This is a genomic window from Paenibacillus sp. FSL P2-0136, assembly GCF_037975325.1.
Lineage (GTDB): Bacteria > Bacillota > Bacilli > Paenibacillales > Paenibacillaceae > Paenibacillus_AQ > Paenibacillus_AQ silagei.
On record NZ_CP150244.1, the window covers coordinates 6,068,474 to 6,093,251 of the forward strand.

Sequence of the window (24,778 nt, forward strand, 5' to 3'; positions counted from 1 at the left end):
TGTAAGGCGGAAGGCCGGTTGACGGCCTTCCACCTTCTAAAACCCGGTACCAGACCTTACATTATTTACTCCAGTTCTCAATTCTCCACTTAATCTGCTCATTGATCTTGTCTTCGTAAGCCTTCACATTGGCTTTCTCGATCTGTTCCGTATAATCGGTCCATACGGAATCGAATTCGGCCGGCTTGGCAAGAATGGCTTTCGGCAGGAACTTGGTCTGCAGCTCATTTAGCTTGGTACTGGCGATTTTGGCATCCGAGCCTTCAATCAGGTCGATGGACCAGGCAGGATAATACACAGGATTTGGCGGCGGATCGCTGAAGAAGTCCACGTAGGAATTGAAGCCATAGGCATCCAGAACTTCCTTATCGTACGGCTTCAGACCTGCTTTGTATTCTTCCGGCTGTGCAGCGGCATCCGTGGAGTTGCCGTCGCTGTAGCTTCCTTCGGTCTTAGGCAGATATTCGAACAATGATTTGGCCTTGTTGGCCAGCTGCCAGGTTGCATCGGCTGCATCATCACGCTGCTTCTGGGTTCTCATGAATCTGCCGTTCTCAACAATATAATCCTCGCCTTCTACACCCCAGGAGAACAGCTTCTGCCACTTCTCATCCATCAGGGTGTCGAGCAGCTTGATAATCTTCACCGGATCTTTGGCATTAATGCTGATGCCGAAGCCATTGTTAAGATTGAGCACCGCAAGATCGCGGTAGTGGTCTTTGGTCGACTCATCGTATACCAGCGGAAGACCTACATAAGTGCGTTCAATTTTATTCTGAGTCGTCAGTGAATCCTCAGCAGCGTTGAAGTTCCAGTGCTGGTCGAACATCCCCAGAACGGTTCCGCTGGACAGCTTTGCCATATACTGGTCGTAGTTCTGCACAAAGGTTTCTTTGTCGATAATGCCCTTCTCGTTCATCTCGTTCAGCTTCTGATAGTACTTCTTGGCATAATCCTTATTGGCAAATACCTCGGCCACGCCGTCCTTCACGACTACGCCGCCATCATTCGGATGTCCGATCAGATGCTGAGGTGCGTTGAACAGCCCCCAGTTTTTCCAGTCATAGTTCAGAATTTCGAACCCGATGGTCGGGCTTCCGTCGATTTTGGGATACTTTGCTTTATATTGCTCAATCAGGTCAAAGTACTGATCCAGTGTCTTAACCTTCGGATAGTTGAATTCCTTAAGCACTGCTTTTTGAATCCAGAAGGCCGGTCCTGAATACCATGAGCTGTTGACCTTACCGTTATATACACCGTAGTTAGGCAAAATATAAATATGTCCGTCATTCGGGTCCTTCATCATGTTCCAATATTCTGCATAATGCGCTTTCAAATTCGGCGCATGCTCTTCGATCAGGTCTTCAAGCGGGATATAAGCCCCTGCTGCTGTAAGCTTGGTGCTCCCGGTCATAAGGTCCGGATAATCCTGGCCTGCAATCATAACGCCCAGCTTCTGGTTAATATCACCTGCCAGGAATTCCATATCGAAGCTGGCACCGGTCTCCTCTTTGATCTTCTTGTAGATCTTGTTGTCCGGTGTCGGCTGTTGCCCGGCTACCCCGATAAATGCGCTAACCTTGAACGGTTCAACCTTTCCTCCCGTGTTAGCTGAAGCAGAATCCGCTGTTGTAGTCGCCTTTGCTTTGTCAGTTGTAGCAGCATTCTTGTCGTTGCCCCCGCCGCAGCCTGACAGTGCGAAGCTAAGGGTTAATAGCGCAACCAGGGAATACTTAAACGTCATTTTCGACTTGCCCCCCATTAAAGCACCTCCATAGTGTTTGTCTTTAATTTGTAAGCACTTACACAAGTAAATTATAGAGGTGAACTATCCGCTAAAATACGACCGAACTAAAGGTGTACCCCCGAAAATTTTAGAACTTGGCATGCCGGTACTCATTCGGGCCCATGTGCAGCTCCTTCTCGAACCGCTTCAGAAACTGTCCATAATTGGCATAACCGACACGTTCGGCAATCTCTGAGAGCTTCAGCCTGCTCCCGCGCAGGAGCTCAGCCGCAGCCTGAATCCGCAGATGATGCAGCTGCTCATTGAAGGTCATCCCGTTCTTCTTAATCAATAATTGCCCCAGGTATACCGGATGCAGGAAGAAGATCTCGGCCAGCTTCTGAATGCTCAGACTCTCCTGATAATGCTCCCCGATGTACTGGTTGATCTCCCGGACAATCCCATGCGACTTATAATTCTGCTCTTGCACCAGCAGATCTATGGCCTTCCCGCCGTAGGACAATAAGCGGCTGAGCAGCCCGCTCAGCGGGGTCATCGCCTGCTGAATCTCTGATACCTCAACACCCGAGGCCACTCCGCCCTCTTCGCCTGCGGCTTCTGCCCCGGGTGCGAGTGCGAATATCCGGTACATGAGGTGGATTACGAATTTGCGCACCACCTCCGGCGCCACCTGCTGTTCCCGGAAGCTGCGGGCCGCTGCCTCCAGTGCCTCTCGGTAACCATCCGCGTCCAGGAGATTCACGCAGTCCAGCAGAGCATCCATCAGCCCGATGTGGTCATAGTGATAACTGAAGGGCTTGTCCTGCACCGCGCTGTAAGCCAGCACCCCTGCCTGCTCCGGCTCGTAAAAGAAATGTAAAAGAGTCTCTTTGGCCCGGCCATAACTGCCCTCTATGGACACTAAGGAGTCTTCGGGGGTTCCCAGAGCGATGTGGATATTCTCTCCCCCGTACTCGCGCAGCAGGGTAACCAGCACTTCAGCTATTCCGGCAGCGTCCCCGCTGCCTTCCGTCATGCCGTACACGATCCCGAGCAATCCCGCCTCCAGATCCATCGTTACCAATGCTTTATATCCGGTCAGCAGGGAGACTGTACGGCTCCTCACCTCTGTATACAACTCCGGGACTGTCCGGATCAGGCAGATGTTCCAGGAAGTGCTTTCCTTGAAGCCGGGCAGAGTCTCCAGCCATTCCATAAGCTCGGGTTCTCCCTTTTTGCCATATAACAGCCCCTTGATTAAGGTTGCCGCCTCTTCCCCGGAAGCGGTCTCATGGATTCTTCTGCGGTTCGCCTCCTGCTCCAGCTCCAGGCGGATCTCCCGCAGCTCCTCGGTAGCCTCCTCCGGGAAAACCGGCTTCAGCAGATAGTGATTGATTCCGTAACTGATGGCTGTGCGGGCATATTCGAACTCACTGTAGCCGCTCAGAATGACGAACTTGGTCGAATCCGTCCCTTCCTGCCGCCACTCCCCAATCATCTCCAAACCATTCATCAGCGGCATATGGATATCGGTAATGACCAGATCCGGCTGATGCTGTTTCATCATCTGCAGCCCCTCCCGGCCGTTGCCGCAGGTTCCGCACAGCTCGAAGCCCAGCTCCTGCCAATCGATCCACATCTCCATACCTTCCAGAGCGCTAGGCTCGTCATCGATTAATAGAACTTTGTATTTCATCGTCTATACCTCTCTTTCCAGGGAATAATTCTTCTCAAGCAGCTTCAGGGGAATGCCAAAGGTCACTACGGTTCCCTGATCCGGCGTACTGGATATCTCGAAGCGCACCTGATCTGCGTAATTCAGCTCCAGTCTGCGGTATACATTGCGAATCCCGATGTGGGTGCCCGAGTAATCCTCCTTGCGAACCGCGAACATCAGCTCCTTCAGCTTCTCCGACTCCATGCCCTTACCATTGTCGGATACTGTAATCTGCAGCCTGTTATCCAGCACGACCGCAGCCACTTTGATTACGCCCAGCCCCTCAATCGTCTGCAGGCCATGCTTGCAGGAATTCTCGACCAGCGGCTGCATACTCAGCTTCGGTATTTTATAATCCAGGGACTGCTCATCGATCTCAAAGGTATAATCGAATTTATCCCTGAACCTGAATTTCTCAATCCTCAGATACATGTCGATAAATGCGATCTCCTCGCGCACCGGCACCAAATCCTCCTTCCAGCTCAATAGTCTGCGCAGCAGCTTCGACAAGCTTTTTATAATATCGGTGACATCGTTATATTTGTTCTTGGTGCAGACCACCAGAATCGCATTCAGCGTGTTGAACAGGAAGTGGGGGTTCATCTGGCTCTGCAGGAAATTCAGCTCCGCCCTGACGCGCTCCATCTCCAGGTTCTTGCTCTGGATCTCCAGCTTGTACACATCGTTGATCAGGGAGTGGATTCTGGAGGTCATCCGGTTAAAATTGTGGATTAGCCCGCCAATCTCATCCCGGCCCTCATCGATGGCGATCAGCTCGAACTTCTCGTTCGTCACCTTCTGCATATGCCGGGACAGCCGTTTCACCCGGTAGTTGTAGGAGCGCAGCATGATATATATGAATATACTGGTCAAAAGAGTAAGCGTGGTGGCTAGGCCCGCTGCGTACAGCCGGATATCGAGAACCGCCTGGGAGATCCGCTCCCCCTGCGTAATTCCGACAATCCGCCAGCCTTTGAGATAATTTGCCGTCCCTACAGCCATTACCCGAACCCCCTCGCTCTCGTCCTGGCTGTCCCCCCACTGATCGAATACCGGATAGGGATCATCCGTAATATGCTGATAGCCGCTGTCCGCTGACATCACGATCTTGTTCTCCCCATTGATCAGATAGAGGCTCAGGTAATCCCGTTCCCGGACGATAATGTCATAGATCTCACTAAGGTCCAGATCGATCCGCAGCACCTTCTCATAGTTGTTCAGATTACGGTAATTGTCCATGGTCTCAATAATGCTGAGCGTCGGGGTGGATGAAGCCAGATTCTTGTTCTCCATGATCCGGTAAGCAGCAACATAGACCTGGGTAGTGGCCTTCTTGGCCTGCCGGTACCAGTCACTGAACCATACTTTATCGTTCATTACCTGATAATTCCCCCCGGATACAACCGTCTGGTTGTTCGTGAATATACTGATTCGTTCCAGCTGGTTATTGACAGGCATATAGCTGTTCATCCGGTCTCTCAATTGTTCGTTGAACATACTGTAGAATTCGATAGAGTCCGTATAGGTCCGGTCCAGCATCTCGTACAGATTCTTATCCGCAGCCAGCGTGTAGCCGACAGAGACTCCCCCTTCAATAAAATCATGGATGTCCTTCCGCGCCCGCTCCATGGAAATCTCCAGATTCTGCTGCTCCCGCGATTTGATGAGATCTGTAATCCGCTCCAGGAATACCAGATTCAGCACCATGATCGGCAGGAGCACACCCACAATGTAGATGAGATAGAACTTGTAGCTTAGCGGAATATCATTGACGATGGTGCCGAATTTAAACCGTTTTGTCGCCATCCCTCACACACACCCGGCTTTCCTATCATTATAGAATTTATATGTTTTCGGGGTCCCCGCAAAGTACCTGAGTAACCTTCGAAGCCACAGCCCCACTTTGTGGGGTTACTTTAGATTTCGGGGTCCCCGCAAAGTATCTGAGTAACCTTCGAAGCCACAGCCCCACTTTGTGGGGTTATTTTATCATTATAGAATTTATATGTTTTCGGGGTCCCCGCAAAGTATCTGAGTAACCTTCGAAGCCAACGCCTCACTTTGTGGGGTTATTTTAGAGCTGTTTATTGTTGTGGGCATTCTTGTACACCGAAGGTGATGAACCCACCTTATTCTTGAACTTATCGATGAAATAATCGGTATTGGAAAAGCCCACCTGCACCGCAATATCCGATATCTTAAGCTGGGTGCGCTTGAGCAGGCTTTTGGCCGCTTCGATCCGCTTCTCATTCAGATAATCGCTGAAGCTACGCCCCGTCTCCTTGCGGAACAACTGGCCCAGATAGGCAGAATTCATGTGGAACTGCCTGGCGAGATCCTGGAGCTGCAGCTTGCTGCGGAATTCCAGATCTACATATTGAATAACATTATAGATGGTGTTCCCCTCGTTATGGGCCCGCAGCTCGTTGAGGTACGCTGCGGTCTCCAGGCAGAGCCGGTCCACATACAGGCTGAGCTTGTAATAGTCCCTGAGCCCGCCCAAGTTGCCGTACTCCTTGTGCATCGCACACATAATCTGGTCGGGGTCTCCCTGCATCTCAGCAATACTCCGGCATAAGGTCATCTCCAGATGGGCTACCTCAGCCTGTGCAGCGTCAATACTCACCCTCTTGGCGGTAATGGCTGCGAATGCTTCCCTGGCAGCGGCCCGGATTCTCTCAGGCACGCCTTCCTTCACCTCATCCAACACACGCGTAAAATGCCCGTCAGTGAATTCGGGAGTCAAGCGGGCCGTACGCAGGTCGTAGTAGTAGAAAATCCCGCCCCGCTCCTTCCGGTATTTAAGCCCCCAGACCTCAAGCGTCTGGGTGTACAGCTCCTGGACCGCGCGCAGGCCTTGCCCCCGGCCGCTGATCATTACAGCCACCGGCACCCCCAGCTTCGCTGACTGCACCTTCTGCACCTGAGCGGCTGCTGCCTCCAGCGCTTCCGTGGACAGTCCGGCTGAGCGAATCAGAAGCCCGGCCCTTCCGGCCGGGTCCTGGAACACATAGCCCAGGTGATCCGGGAAGCCTTCGGTATCCCCTTCATTCAGGCTCACCGTACCTGAACCTGAAATGGCAGCAGCAAGAATGCATTGCAGCTCTGTATCAGGCTGAAGCCCCAGCAGACCGGAGGCGGCGTGTTCCAGCTCCTGACTCCAATCCCCCTGGACACAACGGCTGATCAGATTATGCACCAGAATATTATGCTTCTTCCGTTCCTTTAGTCTGGAAGCGGTTTCATAATGGATAATAGCTCGGATCTTCCCGAGCAGTTCCTCGATCTCCTCATCATCCACCGGCTTCAGCAGGTAGCCGTCCACCTTGTGGCGCAGCGCAGTCCGGGCATAGTTGAAATCGTCATATCCGCTCAGGATCACGAACCGGGGCGGCGGGTCTACCGTTTCCTTCACCGCCGCAATCAGCTCCAAGCCGCTCATCACCGGAAGATTGATATCCGTCAGCAGCAGATCCGGCCTGTGCTCCCGGATCAGCCGCAGGGCCTCCCCGGCACTAAGCGCTTCAGCGCATACCTCGAATCCGGCTTTCTCCCAGTTCACCATCGTCCGGAGTCCTTCCAGAACCCAGGGTTCATCGTCCACAATCATGACTTTCAGCATGAGCTCCGCTCCCATCTCAATAATCAAAATTTGGTAAGTAATAGAATTACAAGTAATGCTAACATACAAGTTCAATCATGTGAATGTTAACTTGAGCGGATGTCATGCCCTTATCTAGCATTACTTATTCAGCACAAACAGGGAAGAACGCAGCCTGTGTGGCATGGCTGCGGACTTCTCTGTTATCAACTTACCTTCTTAGCGGCATATTGTAATCGGTTTTTCACCTACATTCGGCAAACTTTCCTTTCCATACGAGAACAAAATGCCTGCGGCATCCCCATTGTGATCGGTTTTTCGACCATATCCGGCCCACACGCCTCTGCCGCACCGAATGTAGTCGGTTTTTCGACCACATTCGGCCCACACGCCTCTGCCGCACCGAATGTGGTCGGTTTTTCGACCATATCCGGCCCACACGCCTCTGCCGCACCGAATGTGGTCGGTTTTTCGACCATATCCGGCCCACACGCCTCTGCCGCACCGAATGTAGTCGGTTTTTCGACCATATCCGGCCCACTCGCCTCTGCCGAACCGAATGTGGTCGGTTTTTCGACCATATCCGGCCCACACGCCTCTGCCGCACCGAATGTGATCGGTTTTTCGACCATATCCGGCTGTTCGGTGAAATCAGAGAAGTCATTCCTATTACTGATCCAGAATATAGTCATCCTGCCGATGCTCCAAGACACTTACCCCCAACTTTATGCACAACTTATCCATATCGGACGCAAATCACAATTTCCTAATCAACAAAAAAGCCGCCCAACCGCACCGGATGTTTTCACCTGAAAACATCCAGTGCGGGGCGACTTCATAAAAAGCGCTCAAATATAATTAGTATCTGTATTATCCCTGTTTCGCTTCCCCCAGCTCCGCCCGCAGCTTCAGGAACACCTGATAGCTCCGCTCCGCGACCTCAGAGATGGCGATCGGGTGGAAGCCCGGCAGATCCGCATACAGCAGGTCGTTCAGCGGTGCGGTCCATTGGACCGGCAGCTTGGCAGCACCCAACTTCGCTCCCATAATAGAGCCAACGGTCGCGCCGTTGCAGTCCGTATCCATCCCGGCCGCGACCGAGGTGACCACTGCTTTCTCGAAGTCATCGCCGCCGTAGATCAGCGAGGCCGCCACAATAGCAGCGTTGTTGTTCGTATGCACCGGGTCGTAATGGCTGAACTCGTTCCAGAGGGTGCTGACCAGCTCACGCTCACTGCCTGCCTGCTGTGCAATTTCAACTCCCCGCAGCACATCTTTAGCCAATCTGCTCGTCTGCGGAATCTCACTCAGGCCGATCTGGACAATCTCCTGATTGCTGAGGCCTGCGAAAGCTGCTGAGATCATTGCTGCATTGAACATCTCGCCGTAGATCCCGTTCTTCACATGCGAGAAGGAGGCATCCCGCCAGCCCAGCTCTGCCGCTAATTCGGGATGTCCGGCCGCTCCATAAGCCAGGGCATCCGCGCGGATCGCCGCACCGATCCATTCCCGGTACGGATTCAGATGCATCCGTACCCGCTCCTGCCGCAGCGGCCAATCCGCCGGCTTCTCCCCGTGCAGATGGGAGGTCTCCTGAGCAAAGTTCATATAGCTCTGCGTTTCGGCCGTGCAGACCTGACTATAGGTCAGATGCCCGTGCCACAGCTTGCCGATATCCCAGGAATCCCAGTTCAGCCCTTTTTGCTCCAGCAGCATCAGGCCAAGCACGGTATAACGGATATCATCATCGCTCTCCATGTAGCTGATCTTCTCACGCGTGCTGGTGAATGACCAGTCGCTTAAGCCGAGGCCGTATTCCTCGCGTGCCGTGGAATACTCAGGAGTATAGCCTGTAATCGGCCAGGCATCCGCACCGCGGAACCACAGCTCGATATTCTCCCAGCCGGTTCGGCCATCCTTCCCGTACAGGTAGTCCCAATATTCCAACGGCTTGCCCAGCGCGCAGCCGACACTCCGCCCGAGCCAGGCCCCGTAGAACCTGTCTCGCCACTGGTCCGGCGTCCAGTCCACCGCAAGCTTGCGCGGACCTTCCGGACGGAGCTGCCGGATCCCCGTCAGATCCGAAGGCTCCTTATAAGGAAAATCAGCGGATACTGGAAGTGCCATCAGCTCCCGGTAGACCTCCATCAGCTTGTCCTCATCGCTCCCGGCCGCATCCAGCTTCTCCGCCAGACTGCCCGGCTGGCAGCCTTCCTCGATCCGCTGCTGCAGCTCGAACCTTACCGTCTCCTGCAGACGTTCCCAGCCCGCCATCCGCTAGGATTCTCCTGCCGGAGACCCCAGCTGCCGGTCTAACCGTTCCAACGAATCGAACAGCAGCTTCATGAAGGCTTCGCGGTCTACACCAAGGAGTACCTCCGTATTCGCAGGCTGGTCCGGCTTCTTGCGGCGGTCCGCCACAGTCATGCCGCGGGTAAGCTTGCCTTCGGTCTCTACGGTTACATACAGGTGCTCGGATTCGAACAGCTCCGGGTGCAGCAGCCAGGCAATGGCGCAAGGGTCATGCAGCGCATTGCCGACAAAGCCCATTTTCTTCCCGTAGATCGAATAGAAATCCAGCAGCTCACCGACCATGACGGACACGGGACCGCGCGTCTTCAGCTCCTGAATCTCCTCTTCGAAGATCGCCGCTTTATCTGTCACATCCAATCCGCTCATGACAATCGGAATGCCGGATTCGAAAACGATCCGCGCCGCCTCCGGGTCTACATAAATATTGAACTCCGCTGTCCGGGTCACATTGCCGTAAGCCAGTCCGCCGCCCATCAGGGAGATCTTCTCGATCCGCTCCTTCACTTCCGGGTAGGCCGTAATCAGCAGGGCGATATTCGTCAGCGGGGCGGTAGGCACCAGAGTGATCTTCTCTTCCGAGGCGCGGATAATCTCCAGCATGAATTCTACTGCCCCCTGCTCTACGGGCTTGAACTTGCTCGCCGGTAGCGCCGGGCCATCCATGCCTGACTCCCCGTGGGCTTCCTCTCCGGTAACAAGCTTGCCCAGCAGCGGCGCCGCAGCGCCCTTGGCTACCGGAATATCTGCATTTACAAAGCTGAGAATCTTGAGGGCATTGTCGGTAATTTTATCCAGAATCTGGTTGCCGCCAACGGTTGTAATCCCCCGGATATCCAGCTCTCCCGGATGTGCCAGCGCAAGCAGAATGGCAATCGCGTCGTCATGCCCCGGATCGCAGTCAATAATGATAGGTGTTGGCATCGTTGTCGCTCCCTTAGGTTAGTTGTGAGTGGCTAGATAAGACGCACTAAAGAGTTGAACTTGAAGCTTGGTCGTCGCTGCGGTGAACATTTGGACTTTCGGCCGCTGTTGTCACCAGACCGCTTCTTTTTGCTTTTCGTTAATTTCTTTCGTGCGTCTTATCTACCTGGTTTATTTCGTAATAGTAGCCTTCAGCTTCTTATTCTTCTTCCGTGTCTCCGAGATTGCGTAGATGATCAGACCGATCACCGTTGCCACATAAGGCAGCGTAGCGATCAGCTCCGCCGGAATCTTCAGCACCTGCAGGGCATTGGATAACGCGTCAGCTGCGCCGAAGAGCAGCGAGGTCAGCGCTGTGCCCACGGTGGTACTCCGGCCCATGGATTCAGCGGCGATGGCAATCCAGCCCCGGCCGGCGATCATATCGCGGGTGAACAGCGACAAGTAGCCCATCGACATATAGGCTCCGCCCAGACTGGCGAAGAAGCCGCTGAGCAGCAGCGCGCTGTACTGGATACGGACCACACTGACGCCCACCGATTGGGCCGCATGCGGATTCTCGCCTACAGAGCGGATACGCAGCCCCAGCGGTGTACGGTTGAGCAAATAATAGACTACGAGTACCGACAGTATAGAGAAATACGTCAGAATGTGGTGCCCCGACAGGATCGGGCCCAGCACTGGAATATCCTGCAGGAGCGGAATATCTATACTCGGCAGCACTTTACTCGCCAAGGAGGTGGAAGAGCCTTTGTCACCGCTCAGCAGATACAGAATAAATACCGTACCGCCGGAAGCGAACATATTGATCGCCACCCCGCCGAGAATAATGTGGGTCTTGAACTTTAAGGTGAAAAAAGCCAAAATGCCCGCAATCAGCGTTCCCGACAGCACCGCCCCAAGCAATCCCACCCAGGCGCTCTGCGTATAGGCGCTCACAATAACCCCGGCCAGCGCCGAGACCAGCATGATCCCTTCCATCCCGATGTTGATGATTCCGGCACGGTTGGAGATCAGCGCCCCCAGTGCAGCGAACAGAATCGGCGTGGTTACACGCAGGACAGAGAAGGCAAAATCCGTCGTCAGAATGACATTCAGCAGACTGTTCATGCTTCCTTCGCCTCCTTCAGCAGCATGCGGTTCTTCCAGAACTTAAGGAACTGCTCAGCGGATATCAGCAGAATAATGACAGCCTGAATGATCGAGATCATCTCGGACGGCACATCGGAGAGGCGCGACATCATATCGGCGCCAATGCGGATATAGGCCAGGAAGAGCGCCGAGACAATGACGGAGAACGGATTATTCTTGGCCAGCATGGCCACCAGAGCACCATCCATACCGTAGCCCGGCAAGGAGGTCCACTGAAACCGGCTGTACATCCCGAGCACTTCCACCGAGCCGCCCATACCGGCAATGAACCCGGCGATCAGATGGACCAGAATGATCACCTTTGCCGTCTTCATGCCTGAATAACGGGCGAAGTCGCGGTTAACCCCGGTCATCCGCAGCTCATAGCCCCATTTGGTCCGGTACAGGAACAGGTGGGCCAGCACAATAAGCACCAGCACAATAATAAGTCCGGTGTGAATCCGCGTCCCTGCAAACAGCTTGCTGAGCTGGGCCGTTTTCTCGAATTTAAAAGAAACGTTGGCAAAGGCCTTGGCATCCCGCAGATGATAGTTCAGCAGGTACAGCCCCACCCCAAACAGGATGTTATTGAACATCAGCGAGGTTACCAGCTCATTGGCGTTCCACTTCGCTTTGAGAATACCGGGGATGGCTGAGAGCAGTGCCCCTACGATCGAGCCCGCAAGAATCGCCACTACCGGATGGAACCAGCTGTTCAGGCTGAGATGAATCGCCAGCGCAGTAGTCACGACACCGGAGAAATAGAAGATCCCCTCCGCTCCCAGGTTGAACATATTGGCCCGGAACAGCAGGGAGACCGCAAGACCAGTGAACATCAGCGGAATCGCCATCTCAATGACGTTGCCGATATGGCCCTTCGTGGACAACGGCTCCCAGAGGAAGATTCCGATCGTCTTCACCGGGTGATCACTGACCAGCGAGATAATCAGGAACGCGATAATAAGTGCAATGACGATGACCGCCGCTGTGCGGATCGCCTCGAAATATTTGACTTTAAACATGATTTGCGGCCCTCCCGGTCTGCTCTTTGTCCTGCCGGTTAATTCCCAGCATGTAGAGCCCCAGCTCTTCCTCACCGACTGCTGACGGATTATCGAAATAGGCAACAATCTGGCCCTCATACATCACGAGAAGACTGTCGCTCAGCTCCAGAATTTCATTCAAATCCGCTGATACCAGCAGCGTGGCACAGTTCGCCGAGCGCAGCTCCAGCAGCTTCTGGTGAATGAACTGGGCAGCCCCGATATCAACGCCCCGGGTCGGCTGCTCGGCGATCAGCAGCTGCGGATTCGTGGAACACTCCCTGGCTACGACTACCTTCTGCATGTTACCGCCGGACAGCATGCCGATCGGCTGCTGCGGGCCGGAGCAGCGCACCTTGAATTCCTCCACCAGCGCAGAGGCCAGCGCAGCAATTCTTGACCCGTGCAGGAAAGGCCCTTTATTCATATCCTTCTGACGGTAGCGCGTGGAGATCAGATTGTCGGCAATGCTTGCATCTCCGGCAGAGCCCTGGCGCATCCGGTCCTCAGGGATATAGGATACCCCCAGGTTGCGGATGTCCAGAATATCCAGCTCACGGATATCCTTCCCCTTCACCTGTACCGACCCGCTGCCGCCAACCCCGCGCAGGCCACCGGTCAGTGCCTCGATCAGCTGCGTCTGTCCGTTCCCTTCAACGCCGGCGATGCCGACAATCTGACCTTCACGGACCGAGAAGCTGATCTCGGAGAGCAGCGCTTTGCCCTGGCTGTCTGAGACGCTCAGCCCTTCCACCGCAAGCACCGGCTTGCCGTAGGGAAGATCGCTTTTGTCATACTTTAGCACCACATCCCGTCCAACCATCAGCCGCGAGATCTCCTGCTCTGTTACTTCCTTAGTATCGAAGACGCCTTCACTCCGGCCGCCGCGCATGATGGTAATCCGGTCACAGATGGCTTTGACCTCCTTCAGCTTGTGCGAGATGAACACAATCGTGTGTCCCTGCTCCTTAAGCTGCTGCAGCTCATGGAACAGCTCCTCCGTCTCCTGCGGAGTCAGCACTGCCGTTGGCTCATCGAGAATGAGAATCTTGGCCCCGCGCACCAGCGCCTTCAGAATTTCCACCTTCTGCTTCATGCCGACACTTAGGTCCTCCACCTTCGCCTTGGCATTCACTGAGAGATTATATTTACGTGCAGTTGCTTCAGTCAGGCGTACGGCCTCTGCATAATTGAAGCCAACGCCCTTCTTCGGCTCCATACCGAGCACCATATTCTCCGCCACCGTAAAAGAAGGCACCAGCATGAAATGCTGATGCACCATCCCGATACCGCGATCAATCGCGTCCTGCGGGGACTGCAGCTTCACTTGTTCTCCCCGGATGTAGAGCCCGCCTTCGCTTGGGCTCTCCATTCCGAACATAATTTTCATCAGAGTCGATTTACCGGCTCCGTTCTCACCCGCAATCGCATGGATCTCGCCTTCGCGCAGGGAGAACTCAACGTCCTTGTTGGCAACCACACCGTTCGGATACACTTTGGTGATTCCCCGCATTTCCAGCAGAGCATTTGCCATGGGTCATCAACGCCTTTCAACCAAAGTTTTATTCATGTCCTTAAGGTTTAACGGCATTACGGATCGCTTCCACTTCAGAAGTCTCCATACCCATTGCATTATCCACCTTAATTTCCTTATTGATCAGCTTCTGCTTCACTTCTTCAATCTTGGTCTGCAATTCCGCCGGGAATGCCGCCTTGTAGATCTCGTTCTCGGCAATGCCCACGCCGTCTTCAACGAAGCCAAGCACATCGCGTTTACCCATTTCAAGCGTGCCGTCCTGCAGTTTCTTCACTGCGCCAAGGATGGCCGAATCGATTTTTTTAATTGCAGAAGTAACGATCAGGTTGGCTTTCACACTATCCGTATCCTTCAGCAGCATCGCCTGGTCAGAATCGACGCCGATCGCATATTTGTTCTTTTCCTTCGCTGCATCGAAGATGCCAAGGCCCGTACCGCCCGCTACGTTGAAAATAATATCCACACCCGAGTTATACTGGATCAGCGACAATTCCTTGCCCTTGGCAGGGTTCACGAAATCTCCGGCATAAGAGACCGCTACCTTCACTTCCGGATCCACATACTGTGCTCCCTGAATGTATCCGACCAGGAAGGCATTGATGCCGGGAATGTCCATTCCGCCCAGGAATCCGATCACATTGTCCTTGTTGGCATTAGGCATATCAGACTGGGTAGCAAGCGCCGCAGCCGCTCCGGCCAGGAAGGAGACCTCATTGGTCGAGTAAGACATATTGTACATATTGGCAGGCGCTTCCTCGATGTCGGTGTCATAGTTAATGAATTTTTTATCGGGATTTGCTTCTGCCGTTGCATTGAACATTTCTGTAATTTCCGAGCCGCCGGAGATGACAACATCCCAATCCTCAGCAGCGATATCATTAAAAGTCGGCTCCCATTTCGTCTTGTCAGCGCCCATTTCCACAACCTTCGTCTCTGCGCCAAGCTCGCTTTTCACCTTCTGCAGACCATTGTTCGCCGCATCAAAAAACGACTTGTCCCCCAGCGTTCCCGGAATCAGCAGCACCACCTTGAGCTTGTCCCCCGCAGCCGCGCCGCCGCCTTCCGCATCCGTTCCCGGAGTTGCTGTCGCACCATTCCCGTTCCCGGACTTGTTGTTCCCGCACGCAGCGACCAGTACCATAACTGCCAGCAACATTAAAGTGAGCATTTTCTTTTTCATGTTCTAAGTTCACACCCCTATTTGTAATAGATCCACCCTGCCTGAATAGCATAAAATCCCAATTACACGTTTTGTTGGTCCCATCGAATCGGGCAGCATGAATAAGCGACTGTTGAAATTCTGAAAATAAGCATTTTACTCTGAAAACCAAACATTTCATGTTACATTTCGCTAAAAAACCGTAAAATATCCGAACAAGATGGCCAGTCTAGTTGAGAATCTTCGGTTTTATTGATAAGATCATATCAAATGAAAACATAAATATTTATATATTTTCGGTCATGTTTTTGTACGATTCGGCTAAATGACGATCAAGGGAGGCTCATCATGGATCGTGTCCTATATATTGTAAATGCAGAACATGAAGCAGGTACCTATATCCCTCCGCACCAGCATGAGTGCTTCGAGCTTGTCTATTACATCCACGGTCAGGGCACCTGCAGCATCGGCCAGCGCAGCTATCACTTCCGGCCCTCTACCTTCGCCCTCATTCCGGCCGGCTTCAAGCATGATGAGAATCATCAGCCCAGCCCGGAGGTGCTGTTCGTCGGCTTCCACTGCGGCAATCCGGTGATCAATTCGCTGTCCGGTGTGTTTGACGATGATAAAGAGCACACAGTACTACAGACCCTGCAGCGGATGAGCGCTGAGTTCAAGCGCAAGCGCGACGGGTTCAGCGAGCTGCTGAATCTGCAGATGAGTGAAATTACCGTCTATCTCCAGCGGCTGCTCAGCGCCTCCGATTTCCATTCCCCGGCAGAGGATCAGATGCAGTATGTGCTCAATTATATGAACGAGCATTACCGCCACAAGCTCTCGGTGGCCTCGCTGGCAGAGATGTCCGGTTACAGCTATGACCGCTTCCGGCATCTGTTCAAGGAGCGGTTCATGCACTCTCCCCACCGTTATCTTTTACTAAAACGCCTGGATTATGCCAAGTCGCTCCTCCTGCACAGCCAAATGCATATTTCCGAGGTCTCGGCTGCAGCCGGATTCGTCAACGACGCCCAGTTCTGCAATATGTTTAAACGGGAGATCGGCCTCTCCCCGCGCACCTTCCGCATTCAGAGCAGAGTCATATAGGGAATAGCCCCCTCCCCTGTCACAAGTAGCTTTTGTACACGAATCTTGCATTTGTTCACTGCGCAGGGGTCCGGCCTGTTCACAGTTATAAGCTTGTTCTACTGTCCTGTTCATAGTCTGGAGCTTATAATCGTACTATGAACATTTATGACAAGGACGGTACCCGCAAGAATACACAGTGAGTTAGGGGGCTACTTTGGATGAGACTGAACAAGATCGGCAATCAACGGGCATTGTACAGCAGACTGCTAGTCAGCATTACGCTTTGCGTCTCCTTAACCTTTCTGGTCTCCACCATCATTTATTACAACTACTATATCGGCGTAGAAAAGAAACAGACCTTCCAGTCCGACCTAGGCAACCTCACACAGACCAGCCGCGAGGTCGTGAACATGACGGATGCTGCGCAATCGCTTTCTTTTCAAATCTACCGCAACAGCACCATCTCCAAAATCGTGTTCTACGATAAGCCGGACATCTACGATGTCACCGCCGCCATGTCCGAGCTGGGCAACTATCTAAGCTCCATGCCTTATATTGAATCCATCTATGTATATAATCCCAAGGGCGGACAGCTGTATGTTGCCTCCTCCCATGGTCAGAACGGTGTGTATACCGAGAAGGAGCTGGTCGATACCTCCATTCTGGATATCCTGAGCCACTATCAGAACTATAAGGCGTTCACTCCCATTCCCAGAGTCTATTCCAACGGCGCACAGGAGAACGATCAGGTCCGTGCCTACACCTTCCTGTGTCTGGATGCGATCGGCTGGGACCGGGCCATTAATTCGGCGGTGATTGTGAATATTTCGGCTCCGTGGATCAACAAAGAGATCGCCAGCCCGGCGGATTCCACCAGCGCGACCTATATTCTGGATGATCAGGGCGCCTTCCGCTCCAGCAACAGCCTGAAGCAGCAGGAGCTGACCCCGGAGGAAGCAGGATTCATCGAGCAGCGGATCAAGGGCCGGGAGGCCGGGTATTTCATCGCTCCCTTCGGGGGCGTGAACTCGCTGATCTCTTATACGGCACCGGATGATTTAAGCTGGCAGTATGTACGAATTACGCCGTATGAGATCATTACGAAGCAGACCAACAACATCCGCAACACCACCTTGCTGATCGCAGGTCTGGTGCTGGTGGCCGGCATCGGCCTCTCCTGGATCATGTCCAGAAGCCTCTACCTGCCGATGAACCGGATTGTCAGCGAGATGCATATTCTGGAGACCGAGAAGCGCGACAGCATGTTCATGATCCGGCAAAATACACTGCGGGACCTGATCCTCGGCCTGAAGCCTTTGCAGTCCATGCAGCAGGTAGAGAAGCTGCGCCAGCTCGGCATTCATTTCACCTTCAATGATGATTACCGGCTGATCCTGCTGCGGATTGACCGTTACCGGGAGTTCCGGGAAGCCCGCTCCTCTTATCTGCTGGCCTCCAAATTCGCCATTATGAACATCGTCTCCGAGATCTGCGGCCAGACCTACCGCGTGGAGACTGTGGATATGAACGATGACGGGATTCTGGTGCTGCTGAACATTATCGATCCCATGGAATATACGGATACCGGCCTAATCGAAGCCCTGCTCCGGCAGATTCAGCAGGCCTGCTCCGACTATCTGAAGATCAGCCTTACCCTGACCTACAGCCATATCGACCGTAATGCCAGCCATCTGCATCAGCTCTATCAGCAGGTCCGCGAGGCGTCGAATCACCGCCTGTTCTATGGGCATGGCAGTATCCTGAATGCCCGGGACATCTGTGCGCTGGAGTCCAGCACTTATCATTATCCGGCGGACAAGGAGAAGAGGCTAGCGGATGCGCTGCTGAGCGGCAAGCTGACGGACGCCGCCGAGCAGTTCAGCGCGATGATCCGCGAGACCGGAGCCTTCCCTTACCAGACCGCGCAGTTAACCGTGTCCAGGCTCAGCGTCACCGTTAGAGAGATCGTGAACACTATCCAGAAGCGTAACCGCTTACAAATCGATGGAATGGCCGAGCTGCCGAGCCTGGACGCTATCGAGACGATAGAGGAGCTCGAGGAGGCCTTCACCGCCCTCTTCCATACCCTGCAGGAGCAGCTGGCCGGCAAAAAGAACACCAAGCAGCACGACCTCATCTGCCAGATCAACGCCAAGATCAATGAGGATTACATGAAGCCTCATCTGAGCCTGAACCAGATCGCCGATGAACTGGACATGTCACCCATCTATATCAGCCGCCTCTACAAGCAGCAGACCATGAACAGCATCGTCGATGTCATCCTGGAGGTGCGGATGCGCGAAGTGTGCGCCCTGCTGGAGAACACCGACCTGCCCGTCACCGCGATCGCCGAGCGCTGCGGCTTCACCAGCAGCTCCTACCTGCACCGGATGTTCAAGCGCAGCTTCGGTACGACGCCTACCGACTACCGCCGGTTAAAGAGTGTGCGGACTATATAAATCGTATTTGTAAGTTTTCGATCTGGGGCGGTGGCCCCAGTTTAGATTCAACTTGTTAACATTTTCACAATTGAAAATGTTAAAAAACACGATATACTAAAATCACATAAGATTGGTTTGCTAACTGAGGAAATTGTACAGCAAGCAAAAATCATATCTTCTTATTTATCCGGGAGGTGTCTTTTTTGGAAGACGTTATTAATTTTGTTCAAGCTTTCAAAGGTCTGGAGGAGCGGATCGATGAATTTATTAATGAGGATTCATTCCTGGAATATTTAGAAGGATCAGAAGCAGTTGTTGAAGGAGGAGCTTATGTGTGGTCCAAATTAAAACCTGCTGAAATTAGTAAACAGGATCACATTAACTCAGATTATATGAAATTAGCAGAAGAGGTCAGAAATGTTTTGACAAATGAACACAGTCCGCATATTGAAAAGTTTGAACGGAGTTGTGCCATAGTATTAAACTATATTCGGCAAGACACTCTGCTGTGGGTTCCTGGACTGAAAAACGTAATTGAAAATATAAAATCAGAACTGGACTTACAGCAATTTTTCATAGAATTGACTAGATAGCACACTTTATCATCCATGGTACAGTAACGCTTTGGTGGAACACCAAGCCTTCTTTTAATCGCTTTGGTGGAACATCAAGCCCTCTTTTGTTCGCTTTGGTGGAACACCAAGCCCTTCTCCGTGTGCACGGAGAAGCTAGGGTACGCTTCACCTCAAGCCCGTCTCCAGATTCGTGGAGACGGGCTCTTCTGCTCTCCCCACCTGCCACGGAGGCTGTAGGGCTGACGCGGCAAGAGGGCCGGGGTTGACGCAGGTGTCCCAGCGCTTAAACAGCGGAGAAAACGGAATGAATGTGGAGAAGCGGAGCGTTCGCCTTTGTGTCCGGATTTTCACCGCTAAGGTAAAATCAAAAAATCCGGACACAACAGCGATCGGAACATCGTTCCGTTTTCGGAGCGTCCACCCAAGCGCCATCGCCACTCCAGCACCAACTTCGGCTCCAGCTCCAGCCCCACCCCAGCACCCCCGGGCACAAAAAGCCCCAAAAGCCATTCGGCTCCCGGGGCTCCCCTCATTATTTTAGACCTTTTTCAGCAACATAAGCCTCCCACTGCTTCGTCCACTCCGCCTGAATCTTCTCCAGGCCCGCCTGCTTGGCCTTCTGCATGAAGGTCTCCAGGCCCTTATCCACATCATCCACCAGTCCGGCCTCCAGCGGGAACAGGTACTGCTTCTCTACCTGCTCAAGCGCAGCCTTCTCTGCCTGATAAGAGCTGTAGTCCTCAGCGAAGCCAAGGAACAGGTCCGGCTTCTGGATTTTATCCAGCTCATCAAAGATCGCCTTGACCCCGTCAAAACCCTTGTCGAACAGCATGAACTCCGGATTTCTCCAAGCCCAGCCGTTCATACCCTCACGGGTGAAGCCATTGGAGGTACTGGTGCCGACCAGCTTGTAATAGCCGTCTTCTACTGTGTAGTTCTTGCCTTCAATGCCGTATTGCGTCAGCTGATTATACCGTTTGTCGAGCACCATCTTCTGATAGAAGGCAAGCGCCCGCTCCGGGTTCTTGCTGCTCTTCGGAATAGCGAACCCGTTGTGAATCGGATGTACAGGGGTCGCATAGCCGGTGGTTAAGCCGAAAGGAGAATACGCCAGCTCCCAATCCGGATGAGTTGTGCTGATCTTCATCTTCATATCATTGAACCGGTTAGGATTGTCCCCGAACATGCTGGCCGCTTTACCTGAAGTGACCGGGTCCTGCATCGTATCCTTAATATTCAGCACATTCTTTGGAATGAAGCCTTTATCGGCCCAGCGCTTCATCATCTTCAGCTCTTCTTTTTGCTCCTCGGAGCCCCAGTAGGAGTAGACCGTGGACGGAGAATCATACTTCACACCCATGCCGTACGGCAGCGCGCCGACCATTTTATGCAGCTCCGTATAGATATAATGGAGATTGTTCCCCACATCGCTATTGAGGGACATCGGCATCATATCCGGCTCGTTTTTGACAATGCCGTCCATGTAAGCCTCATAGCTGGCCAAGTCCTTGGGCTCCGGGAGATTGTATTTCTTGCGCAGATCCTCGCGGTAGACGAACCCGTTGGTTACATACTCCTTGAAGGTCGCCGGAACCGTGTAGATTTTACCGTCAACCTTAACATCCTCCCACATTTTCTCTGGGACGAACTTCTGCAGCTCGGATGCCGCCTTAGGCAGCAGATCATCCAGTGCCAGGAAGGCACCGCGCTTCGCATAGGATTGATATTGCGTCCAGTCTGCCGTAAAAATCAGATCAATTGCCTGCCCGGAGGACAGCAGCAGCTTATACTTCTGATCCCAGTCCGTCCAGCTGGTGAAGTTGAACTTCACCGTGGCGTTCAGGTCTGCTTCAGCCATTTTGTTGACCTCCGCCTGGATGGCCGGAAGATCCTTAGGAGCATCGCCGAGCATATAGAATTGCAGCTCCACCTTCTTCGAGGTGTCGATTCCGGTATCCGCTGCCTTCGCCGCTCCCTCTGATGCAGCCGGTGTACCTGCGTTGCCGTCCTTCCCGGCGCTGCCGGTATTGCCATTGCTGTTCCCCCCGCCGCAACCGGCCAGGAGCGATAGAGCGAGCATCCCCGTTGTAAGCGTAACCAAAGATCGTCTGCCTGCTTTCTTTCTCATGAATGAACCCTCCTAGAATTTGTTGTAAGCCCACGCTTTCCCGATGCCCTCGTGCAGTTCTCTACCCGGAAGCATACCATCCTTGTGTCTAACTCTATGTTAGCCGATATAGCAGATGTACGGTAAAGGTACAGTCTGCCAGCCGGTTCTAACCTTTGACCGCTCCGATTGTCAGACCCTTCACGAAATAACGCTGGATGAACGGATACAGGAACAGAATCGGTCCCGTGACCACAATCGCCATCGCCATCTTGGTGGATTCTGTCGGCAGATCACTGCCTAAGCTGACCCCGGTACCCGCGCCCATATTGGCGATGAAGGAGGCTGAGTTGATGACATTGTACAAATGGAACTGCAGCTGATACTTATGCGGATCATTAATGAACAGCGATGAGGAGAACCAGTCGTTCCAGTAAGCCAGCGCAAGGAACAGGCCTACCGTAGCAATTCCGGGCATCGAGAGCTGCAGCACAATGCGCCAGTATATTTTGAAATCCCCCGCCCCGTCAATCTTGGCCGATTCGAACAGCTCCTCCGGCACCGCCGAGCGGATGAAATTCTTCATCAGAATAATCAGGAACGGCGTCATCAGGCCAGGGAAAATCAGCGCCCCGTAAGAGTCCGTTAGATGCAGATACTTGGTGATCATAATGTACCAGGGCACCAGTCCCCCGCCGAACAGGGTCGTGAAGTAAATATAGAACGAGAAGGTATTGCGGTATTTGAAATCCTTGCGGGCCAGCACATACCCGGCCATCGTCATGAAGAACAGTCCCAGCGTCGTCCCCGTCACCGTAGTAAACAGCGTCACCCCATACGCCCGCAGTACCTCATCAGGGAAGGTGAATACCGTCTTGTAGCCCTCCAGCGAGAACTGCGCCGGGATGAAATGATACCCATCCTTGATGATGGACTCATTAGCCGTCAAGGAAGCCGAAATAATCAGCAGGAACGGAATCAGACAGGCTAAGGAGCCCAGTATAATTACGGTGTAAGCCACTGCCTGGAGTAGCCTGGTGTACGAGTCGTCTTTGATTTGCATGCTCTTTCTCTCCTTCCGCAGCAGGTTCCGCACAACCTAGAACAAGGCGTAATCGTCATTTATTTTACGGATGATATAGTTGACCGTCATAATCAGGAAGAAGCCGAACAGTGATTGGTACAGGCCGGCCGCCGTGGCCATCCCGACATCGAAGGTCACCTTGAGCGAGCGGAACACGTACGTATCCAGAATATCCGTTGTATTGTACAGCACCCCGTTATTGCCAATCAGCTGGTAAAAGAGGTCAAACTGCCCCTTCATAATACTCCCCAGCGAGAACAGCAGCAGCATGACGAAGGTCGATTTCAGCATCGGCACCGTGATATACCAGATCCGCTGAAAAATGTGGGCACCGTCAATTTTGGCCGCTTCATAGTATTCCTCGCTGATGCCCGTGATGGAGGCCAGGTAGATGACCATGCTATAGCCGAGATTTTTCCAGAGATAAAAGAGAATGATCAGGAAAATCCAGATAACCGGATTATTATAGACATCCACCGGATTCGCCCCGAACTGAGTCAGCAGCGTATTCAAGAAACCGTTATCATAATTGAACACATTGTAGACGATAACGCTCAGAATAACGAACGATACGAAATACGGCAGGAACATGACCGACTGGGTCAGCTTCTTGAACCACTTCACCCGCAGCTCGCTGAGCAGAATCGCACAGATAATTGCCAGCACATTCCCGAGTAAAATAAAAGCCAGATTGTAGCCGATCGTATTGAGCGTCAGCTTCACCAGCGTGCCGGACTTCCAGAGGAATTCAAAGTTCTTCAGCCCCACGAAGGGAGCATCGAACAGCCCGGAATTGAAATCAAACTGCGTGAACGCATAATAGACCCCGACCATCGGAAAATACGAGTTAATTAGAAAGAACAACAGCGTAGGCAGCAGCATCAGGAACAGAATCCGGTTATGGACCAGCTCATGCACGAAGCCCTTCTTCCTTGTCTTCCGGGTGCCGGACTCAAGCTGCGGGGACAGCCCGCCTGTTCCCTTCAAGGGAAGCTGGGTGACGAGCGGTATACCGGTCTTGCGTTTGCGGTGTCTCAAAGCCTTCACTCTCCTATGCCTATAGATAAGTTGCCGCGTCACTGGGTTCGAAGCCTCTGCCCGTGGGCCTTGATGGCCCCTGCGGCTTCGTGAAATCCAATGTATGACCTGAGTATAGAAGAAGCCTCCTGCGGCTGAACAGTGAAGCTTCGGGATATTCCTGTACTTTACGGCTAACCGCACTGTGCACTTATCATACATTTGTGCAGTAATCGCAAGTTCAACGCAAATAAGCCCCCGGAGTACTCCTTAAGGAGAAGAATCCGGGGGAATTCGGGTGGTCGCGCTGGACCTATCCACAGCCTTACGATTTAAACTTGCCTGTAATAAATTATAGGTGATATACTCTGGGAAATGTACTAATTCTCCAACCTAAACTTTCAATATCCAAACTTTCTTCAGGAGGCCAGCCCATGAACCCGCTTCTGTTCCGCATCCCTCCCCTGCCGCATTATATAGCCAGCGGCCTCAATCACTGCCAGCCCGGCTATCAGCACCGGAGCCGCCAGCAGATCAAGGTATTTGACTTGCTCATTGTCCAGCAGGGATGCCTGTATATCGGCGAGGAGGAGCAGCGCTTCACCGTGAAGGCAGGCGATGCCTTGATCCTTCGCCCCGACTGCCACCACTTTGGAACCGAAGGCTGCAAGGAGGATACGGCCTATCATTGGCTCCACTTTCAGACCTTCCATGACCTGCCCGCCTTATCGGTGACAGGGTCCGCTTCCGGCACTCTGACTGAGACTACAGGAGAGCATCCCGCTTCTCTATTCGATATCAGCTCCTTCAATCTGGTGTTATCGCAGTTTGTTAACTTACTTCTGCCGGACAGAGCTTACGAGGTATTGGAGCAGCTCACGCAATTGCAGGCCACCGCCCACCTCGAAGCCGTCCGCTTCAGGCAGCAGCTCCTCTTCCAGGATCTTCTGCAGCAGCTGGCCGCTTCTGTGAACCCGGAGCACCGCAGCTCCCAAACCACCCTATGTGCCGAGCAGGCCGCCTCCTATCTCCGCACCCACTACCGTGAAGAGATTACAACCGCCATGCTGGGAGACAGCCTCAACTTCCATCCGGTCTATATCGCCCGTTGCATGAACAAGGTATATGGCTGTTCACCCATGGAATATCTGCTCCGCTACCGTATCGGACAGAGCAAGCTGCTGCTGATGCAGACCAGCTTCCCGATCTCCCGGATTGCCGGAGAGGTCGGCTTCAACCAATCCTCCTACTTCAGCTCCAGCTTCATGAAGCTGGAGGGGTTGTCGCCGCGCGAATACCGGCAGCGCTTCTCATGAAACA

Annotated in this window: 18 protein-coding genes; 4 read left to right on the forward strand and 14 right to left on the reverse strand. The window is 53.1% G+C overall.

The genetic code is table 11. The features are described from left to right. Positions 1–61 precede the first annotated feature (61 nt). The 11 genes from NYE26_RS25755 to NYE26_RS25805 form a co-directional block, all read right to left on the reverse strand. Positions 62–1,762 carry a sugar ABC transporter substrate-binding protein gene (locus NYE26_RS25755; protein WP_339251127.1) on the reverse strand — a complete coding sequence of 567 codons (1,701 nt, stop codon included), beginning with the start codon at positions 1,760–1,762 and terminating at the stop codon, positions 62–64. 112 nt (positions 1,763–1,874) lie between these two features. Continuing rightward, positions 1,875–3,422, reverse strand: a complete 1,548-nt coding sequence (locus NYE26_RS25760) for a response regulator (RefSeq protein ID WP_339251129.1) — start codon at positions 3,420–3,422, stop codon at positions 1,875–1,877. 3 nt (positions 3,423–3,425) lie between these two features. Next, positions 3,426–5,249 carry a histidine kinase gene (locus NYE26_RS25765; protein WP_339251130.1) on the reverse strand — a complete coding sequence of 608 codons (1,824 nt, stop codon included), beginning with the start codon at positions 5,247–5,249 and terminating at the stop codon, positions 3,426–3,428. 268 nt (positions 5,250–5,517) lie between these two features. Next, positions 5,518–7,065 (reverse strand): response regulator transcription factor, encoded by a 1,548-nt coding sequence (locus tag NYE26_RS25770; protein WP_339251132.1) that lies wholly within the window; start codon positions 7,063–7,065, stop codon positions 5,518–5,520. A gap of 227 nt (positions 7,066–7,292) precedes the next feature. Further along, the gene (locus NYE26_RS25775) at positions 7,293–7,736 is read right to left on the reverse strand and encodes a hypothetical protein (RefSeq protein ID WP_339251134.1); all 444 of its coding nucleotides are present in this window, start codon (positions 7,734–7,736) and stop codon (positions 7,293–7,295) included. 178 nt (positions 7,737–7,914) lie between these two features. Further along, positions 7,915–9,318 (reverse strand): ADP-ribosylglycohydrolase family protein, encoded by a 1,404-nt coding sequence (locus NYE26_RS25780; RefSeq protein WP_339251136.1) that lies wholly within the window; start codon positions 9,316–9,318, stop codon positions 7,915–7,917. Positions 9,319–9,321: 3 nt separating this feature from the next. Then, the gene (locus NYE26_RS25785; protein ID WP_339251138.1) at positions 9,322–10,278 is read right to left on the reverse strand and encodes a nucleoside hydrolase; all 957 of its coding nucleotides are present in this window, start codon (positions 10,276–10,278) and stop codon (positions 9,322–9,324) included. Positions 10,279–10,449: 171 nt separating this feature from the next. Beyond that, positions 10,450–11,388, reverse strand: a complete 939-nt coding sequence (locus NYE26_RS25790) for an ABC transporter permease (RefSeq protein ID WP_339251140.1) — start codon at positions 11,386–11,388, stop codon at positions 10,450–10,452. Next, complete coding sequence (locus NYE26_RS25795) at positions 11,385–12,431, reverse strand: ABC transporter permease (protein WP_036731087.1); 1,047 nt, start codon at positions 12,429–12,431, stop codon at positions 11,385–11,387. The genes NYE26_RS25790 and NYE26_RS25795 overlap by 4 nt, the downstream gene beginning before the upstream one ends. After that, a complete protein-coding gene (locus NYE26_RS25800) occupies positions 12,424–13,986 on the reverse strand; it encodes an ABC transporter ATP-binding protein (protein ID WP_339251142.1) in 1,563 nt (520 codons plus the stop codon). The genes NYE26_RS25795 and NYE26_RS25800 overlap by 8 nt, the downstream gene beginning before the upstream one ends. 40 nt (positions 13,987–14,026) lie before the next feature. Next, positions 14,027–15,169, reverse strand: a complete 1,143-nt coding sequence (locus tag NYE26_RS25805; RefSeq protein ID WP_036731083.1) for a BMP family ABC transporter substrate-binding protein — start codon at positions 15,167–15,169, stop codon at positions 14,027–14,029. Between the two features lie 327 nt (positions 15,170–15,496). Here NYE26_RS25805 and NYE26_RS25810 point away from each other — a divergent pair, with 327 nt between their 5' ends. The 3 genes from NYE26_RS25810 (at position 15,497) to NYE26_RS25820 (ending at position 19,268) form a co-directional block, all read left to right on the forward strand. Continuing rightward, complete coding sequence (locus NYE26_RS25810) at positions 15,497–16,252, forward strand: AraC family transcriptional regulator (RefSeq protein WP_076085625.1); 756 nt, start codon at positions 15,497–15,499, stop codon at positions 16,250–16,252. A 200-nt stretch (positions 16,253–16,452) separates the two neighbouring features. Further along, the gene (locus NYE26_RS25815; RefSeq protein ID WP_339251144.1) at positions 16,453–18,693 is read left to right on the forward strand and encodes a helix-turn-helix domain-containing protein; all 2,241 of its coding nucleotides are present in this window, start codon (positions 16,453–16,455) and stop codon (positions 18,691–18,693) included. Between the two features lie 185 nt (positions 18,694–18,878). Then, on the forward strand, positions 18,879–19,268 hold the full coding sequence (locus tag NYE26_RS25820; RefSeq protein WP_209878977.1) for a hypothetical protein: 390 nt from the start codon (positions 18,879–18,881) through the stop codon (positions 19,266–19,268). A gap of 514 nt (positions 19,269–19,782) precedes the next feature. Here the strand turns inward: NYE26_RS25820 and NYE26_RS25825 are convergent. From NYE26_RS25825 to NYE26_RS25835, 3 genes are all read right to left on the reverse strand, one after another. Beyond that, positions 19,783–21,378, reverse strand: a complete 1,596-nt coding sequence (locus NYE26_RS25825; RefSeq protein ID WP_339251147.1) for an extracellular solute-binding protein — start codon at positions 21,376–21,378, stop codon at positions 19,783–19,785. Positions 21,379–21,526: 148 nt separating this feature from the next. After that, positions 21,527–22,420, reverse strand: coding sequence for a carbohydrate ABC transporter permease (locus tag NYE26_RS25830; RefSeq protein WP_339251149.1), 894 nt, complete (start codon positions 22,418–22,420; stop codon positions 21,527–21,529). A 36-nt stretch (positions 22,421–22,456) separates the two neighbouring features. Further along, positions 22,457–23,323, reverse strand: coding sequence for an ABC transporter permease subunit (locus NYE26_RS25835; protein WP_235192047.1), 867 nt, complete (start codon positions 23,321–23,323; stop codon positions 22,457–22,459). A 569-nt stretch (positions 23,324–23,892) separates the two neighbouring features. Here NYE26_RS25835 and NYE26_RS25840 point away from each other — a divergent pair. Continuing rightward, the gene (locus NYE26_RS25840; RefSeq protein WP_076085611.1) at positions 23,893–24,774 is read left to right on the forward strand and encodes a helix-turn-helix domain-containing protein; all 882 of its coding nucleotides are present in this window, start codon (positions 23,893–23,895) and stop codon (positions 24,772–24,774) included. Positions 24,775–24,778: the final 4 nt, after the last annotated feature.

What these genes read in the sequence shown, in the direction of transcription:
- NYE26_RS25755 (WP_339251127.1), bottom strand. Translation starts at nt 1,762, where the DNA reads ATGGGGGGCAAGTCGAAAATGACGTTTAAGTATTCCCTGGTTGCGCTA.
- NYE26_RS25760 (WP_339251129.1), bottom strand. Translation starts at nt 3,422, where the DNA reads ATGAAATACAAAGTTCTATTAATCGATGACGAGCCTAGCGCTCTGGAA.
- NYE26_RS25765 (WP_339251130.1), bottom strand. Translation starts at nt 5,249, where the DNA reads ATGGCGACAAAACGGTTTAAATTCGGCACCATCGTCAATGATATTCCG.
- NYE26_RS25770 (WP_339251132.1), bottom strand. Translation starts at nt 7,065, where the DNA reads ATGCTGAAAGTCATGATTGTGGACGATGAACCCTGGGTTCTGGAAGGA.
- NYE26_RS25775 (WP_339251134.1), bottom strand. Translation starts at nt 7,736, where the DNA reads ATGACTATATTCTGGATCAGTAATAGGAATGACTTCTCTGATTTCACC.
- NYE26_RS25780 (WP_339251136.1), bottom strand. Translation starts at nt 9,318, where the DNA reads ATGGCGGGCTGGGAACGTCTGCAGGAGACGGTAAGGTTCGAGCTGCAG.
- NYE26_RS25785 (WP_339251138.1), bottom strand. Translation starts at nt 10,278, where the DNA reads ATGCCAACACCTATCATTATTGACTGCGATCCGGGGCATGACGACGCG.
- NYE26_RS25790 (WP_339251140.1), bottom strand. Translation starts at nt 11,388, where the DNA reads ATGAACAGTCTGCTGAATGTCATTCTGACGACGGATTTTGCCTTCTCT.
- NYE26_RS25795 (WP_036731087.1), bottom strand. Translation starts at nt 12,431, where the DNA reads ATGTTTAAAGTCAAATATTTCGAGGCGATCCGCACAGCGGCGGTCATC.
- NYE26_RS25800 (WP_339251142.1), bottom strand. Translation starts at nt 13,986, where the DNA reads ATGGCAAATGCTCTGCTGGAAATGCGGGGAATCACCAAAGTGTATCCG.
- NYE26_RS25805 (WP_036731083.1), bottom strand. Translation starts at nt 15,169, where the DNA reads ATGAAAAAGAAAATGCTCACTTTAATGTTGCTGGCAGTTATGGTACTG.
- NYE26_RS25810 (WP_076085625.1), top strand. Translation starts at nt 15,497, where the DNA reads ATGGATCGTGTCCTATATATTGTAAATGCAGAACATGAAGCAGGTACC.
- NYE26_RS25815 (WP_339251144.1), top strand. Translation starts at nt 16,453, where the DNA reads ATGAGACTGAACAAGATCGGCAATCAACGGGCATTGTACAGCAGACTG.
- NYE26_RS25825 (WP_339251147.1), bottom strand. Translation starts at nt 21,378, where the DNA reads ATGAGAAAGAAAGCAGGCAGACGATCTTTGGTTACGCTTACAACGGGG.
- NYE26_RS25830 (WP_339251149.1), bottom strand. Translation starts at nt 22,420, where the DNA reads ATGCAAATCAAAGACGACTCGTACACCAGGCTACTCCAGGCAGTGGCT.
- NYE26_RS25835 (WP_235192047.1), bottom strand. Translation starts at nt 23,323, where the DNA reads ATGCTGCTGCCTACGCTGTTGTTCTTTCTAATTAACTCGTATTTTCCG.
- NYE26_RS25840 (WP_076085611.1), top strand. Translation starts at nt 23,893, where the DNA reads ATGAACCCGCTTCTGTTCCGCATCCCTCCCCTGCCGCATTATATAGCC.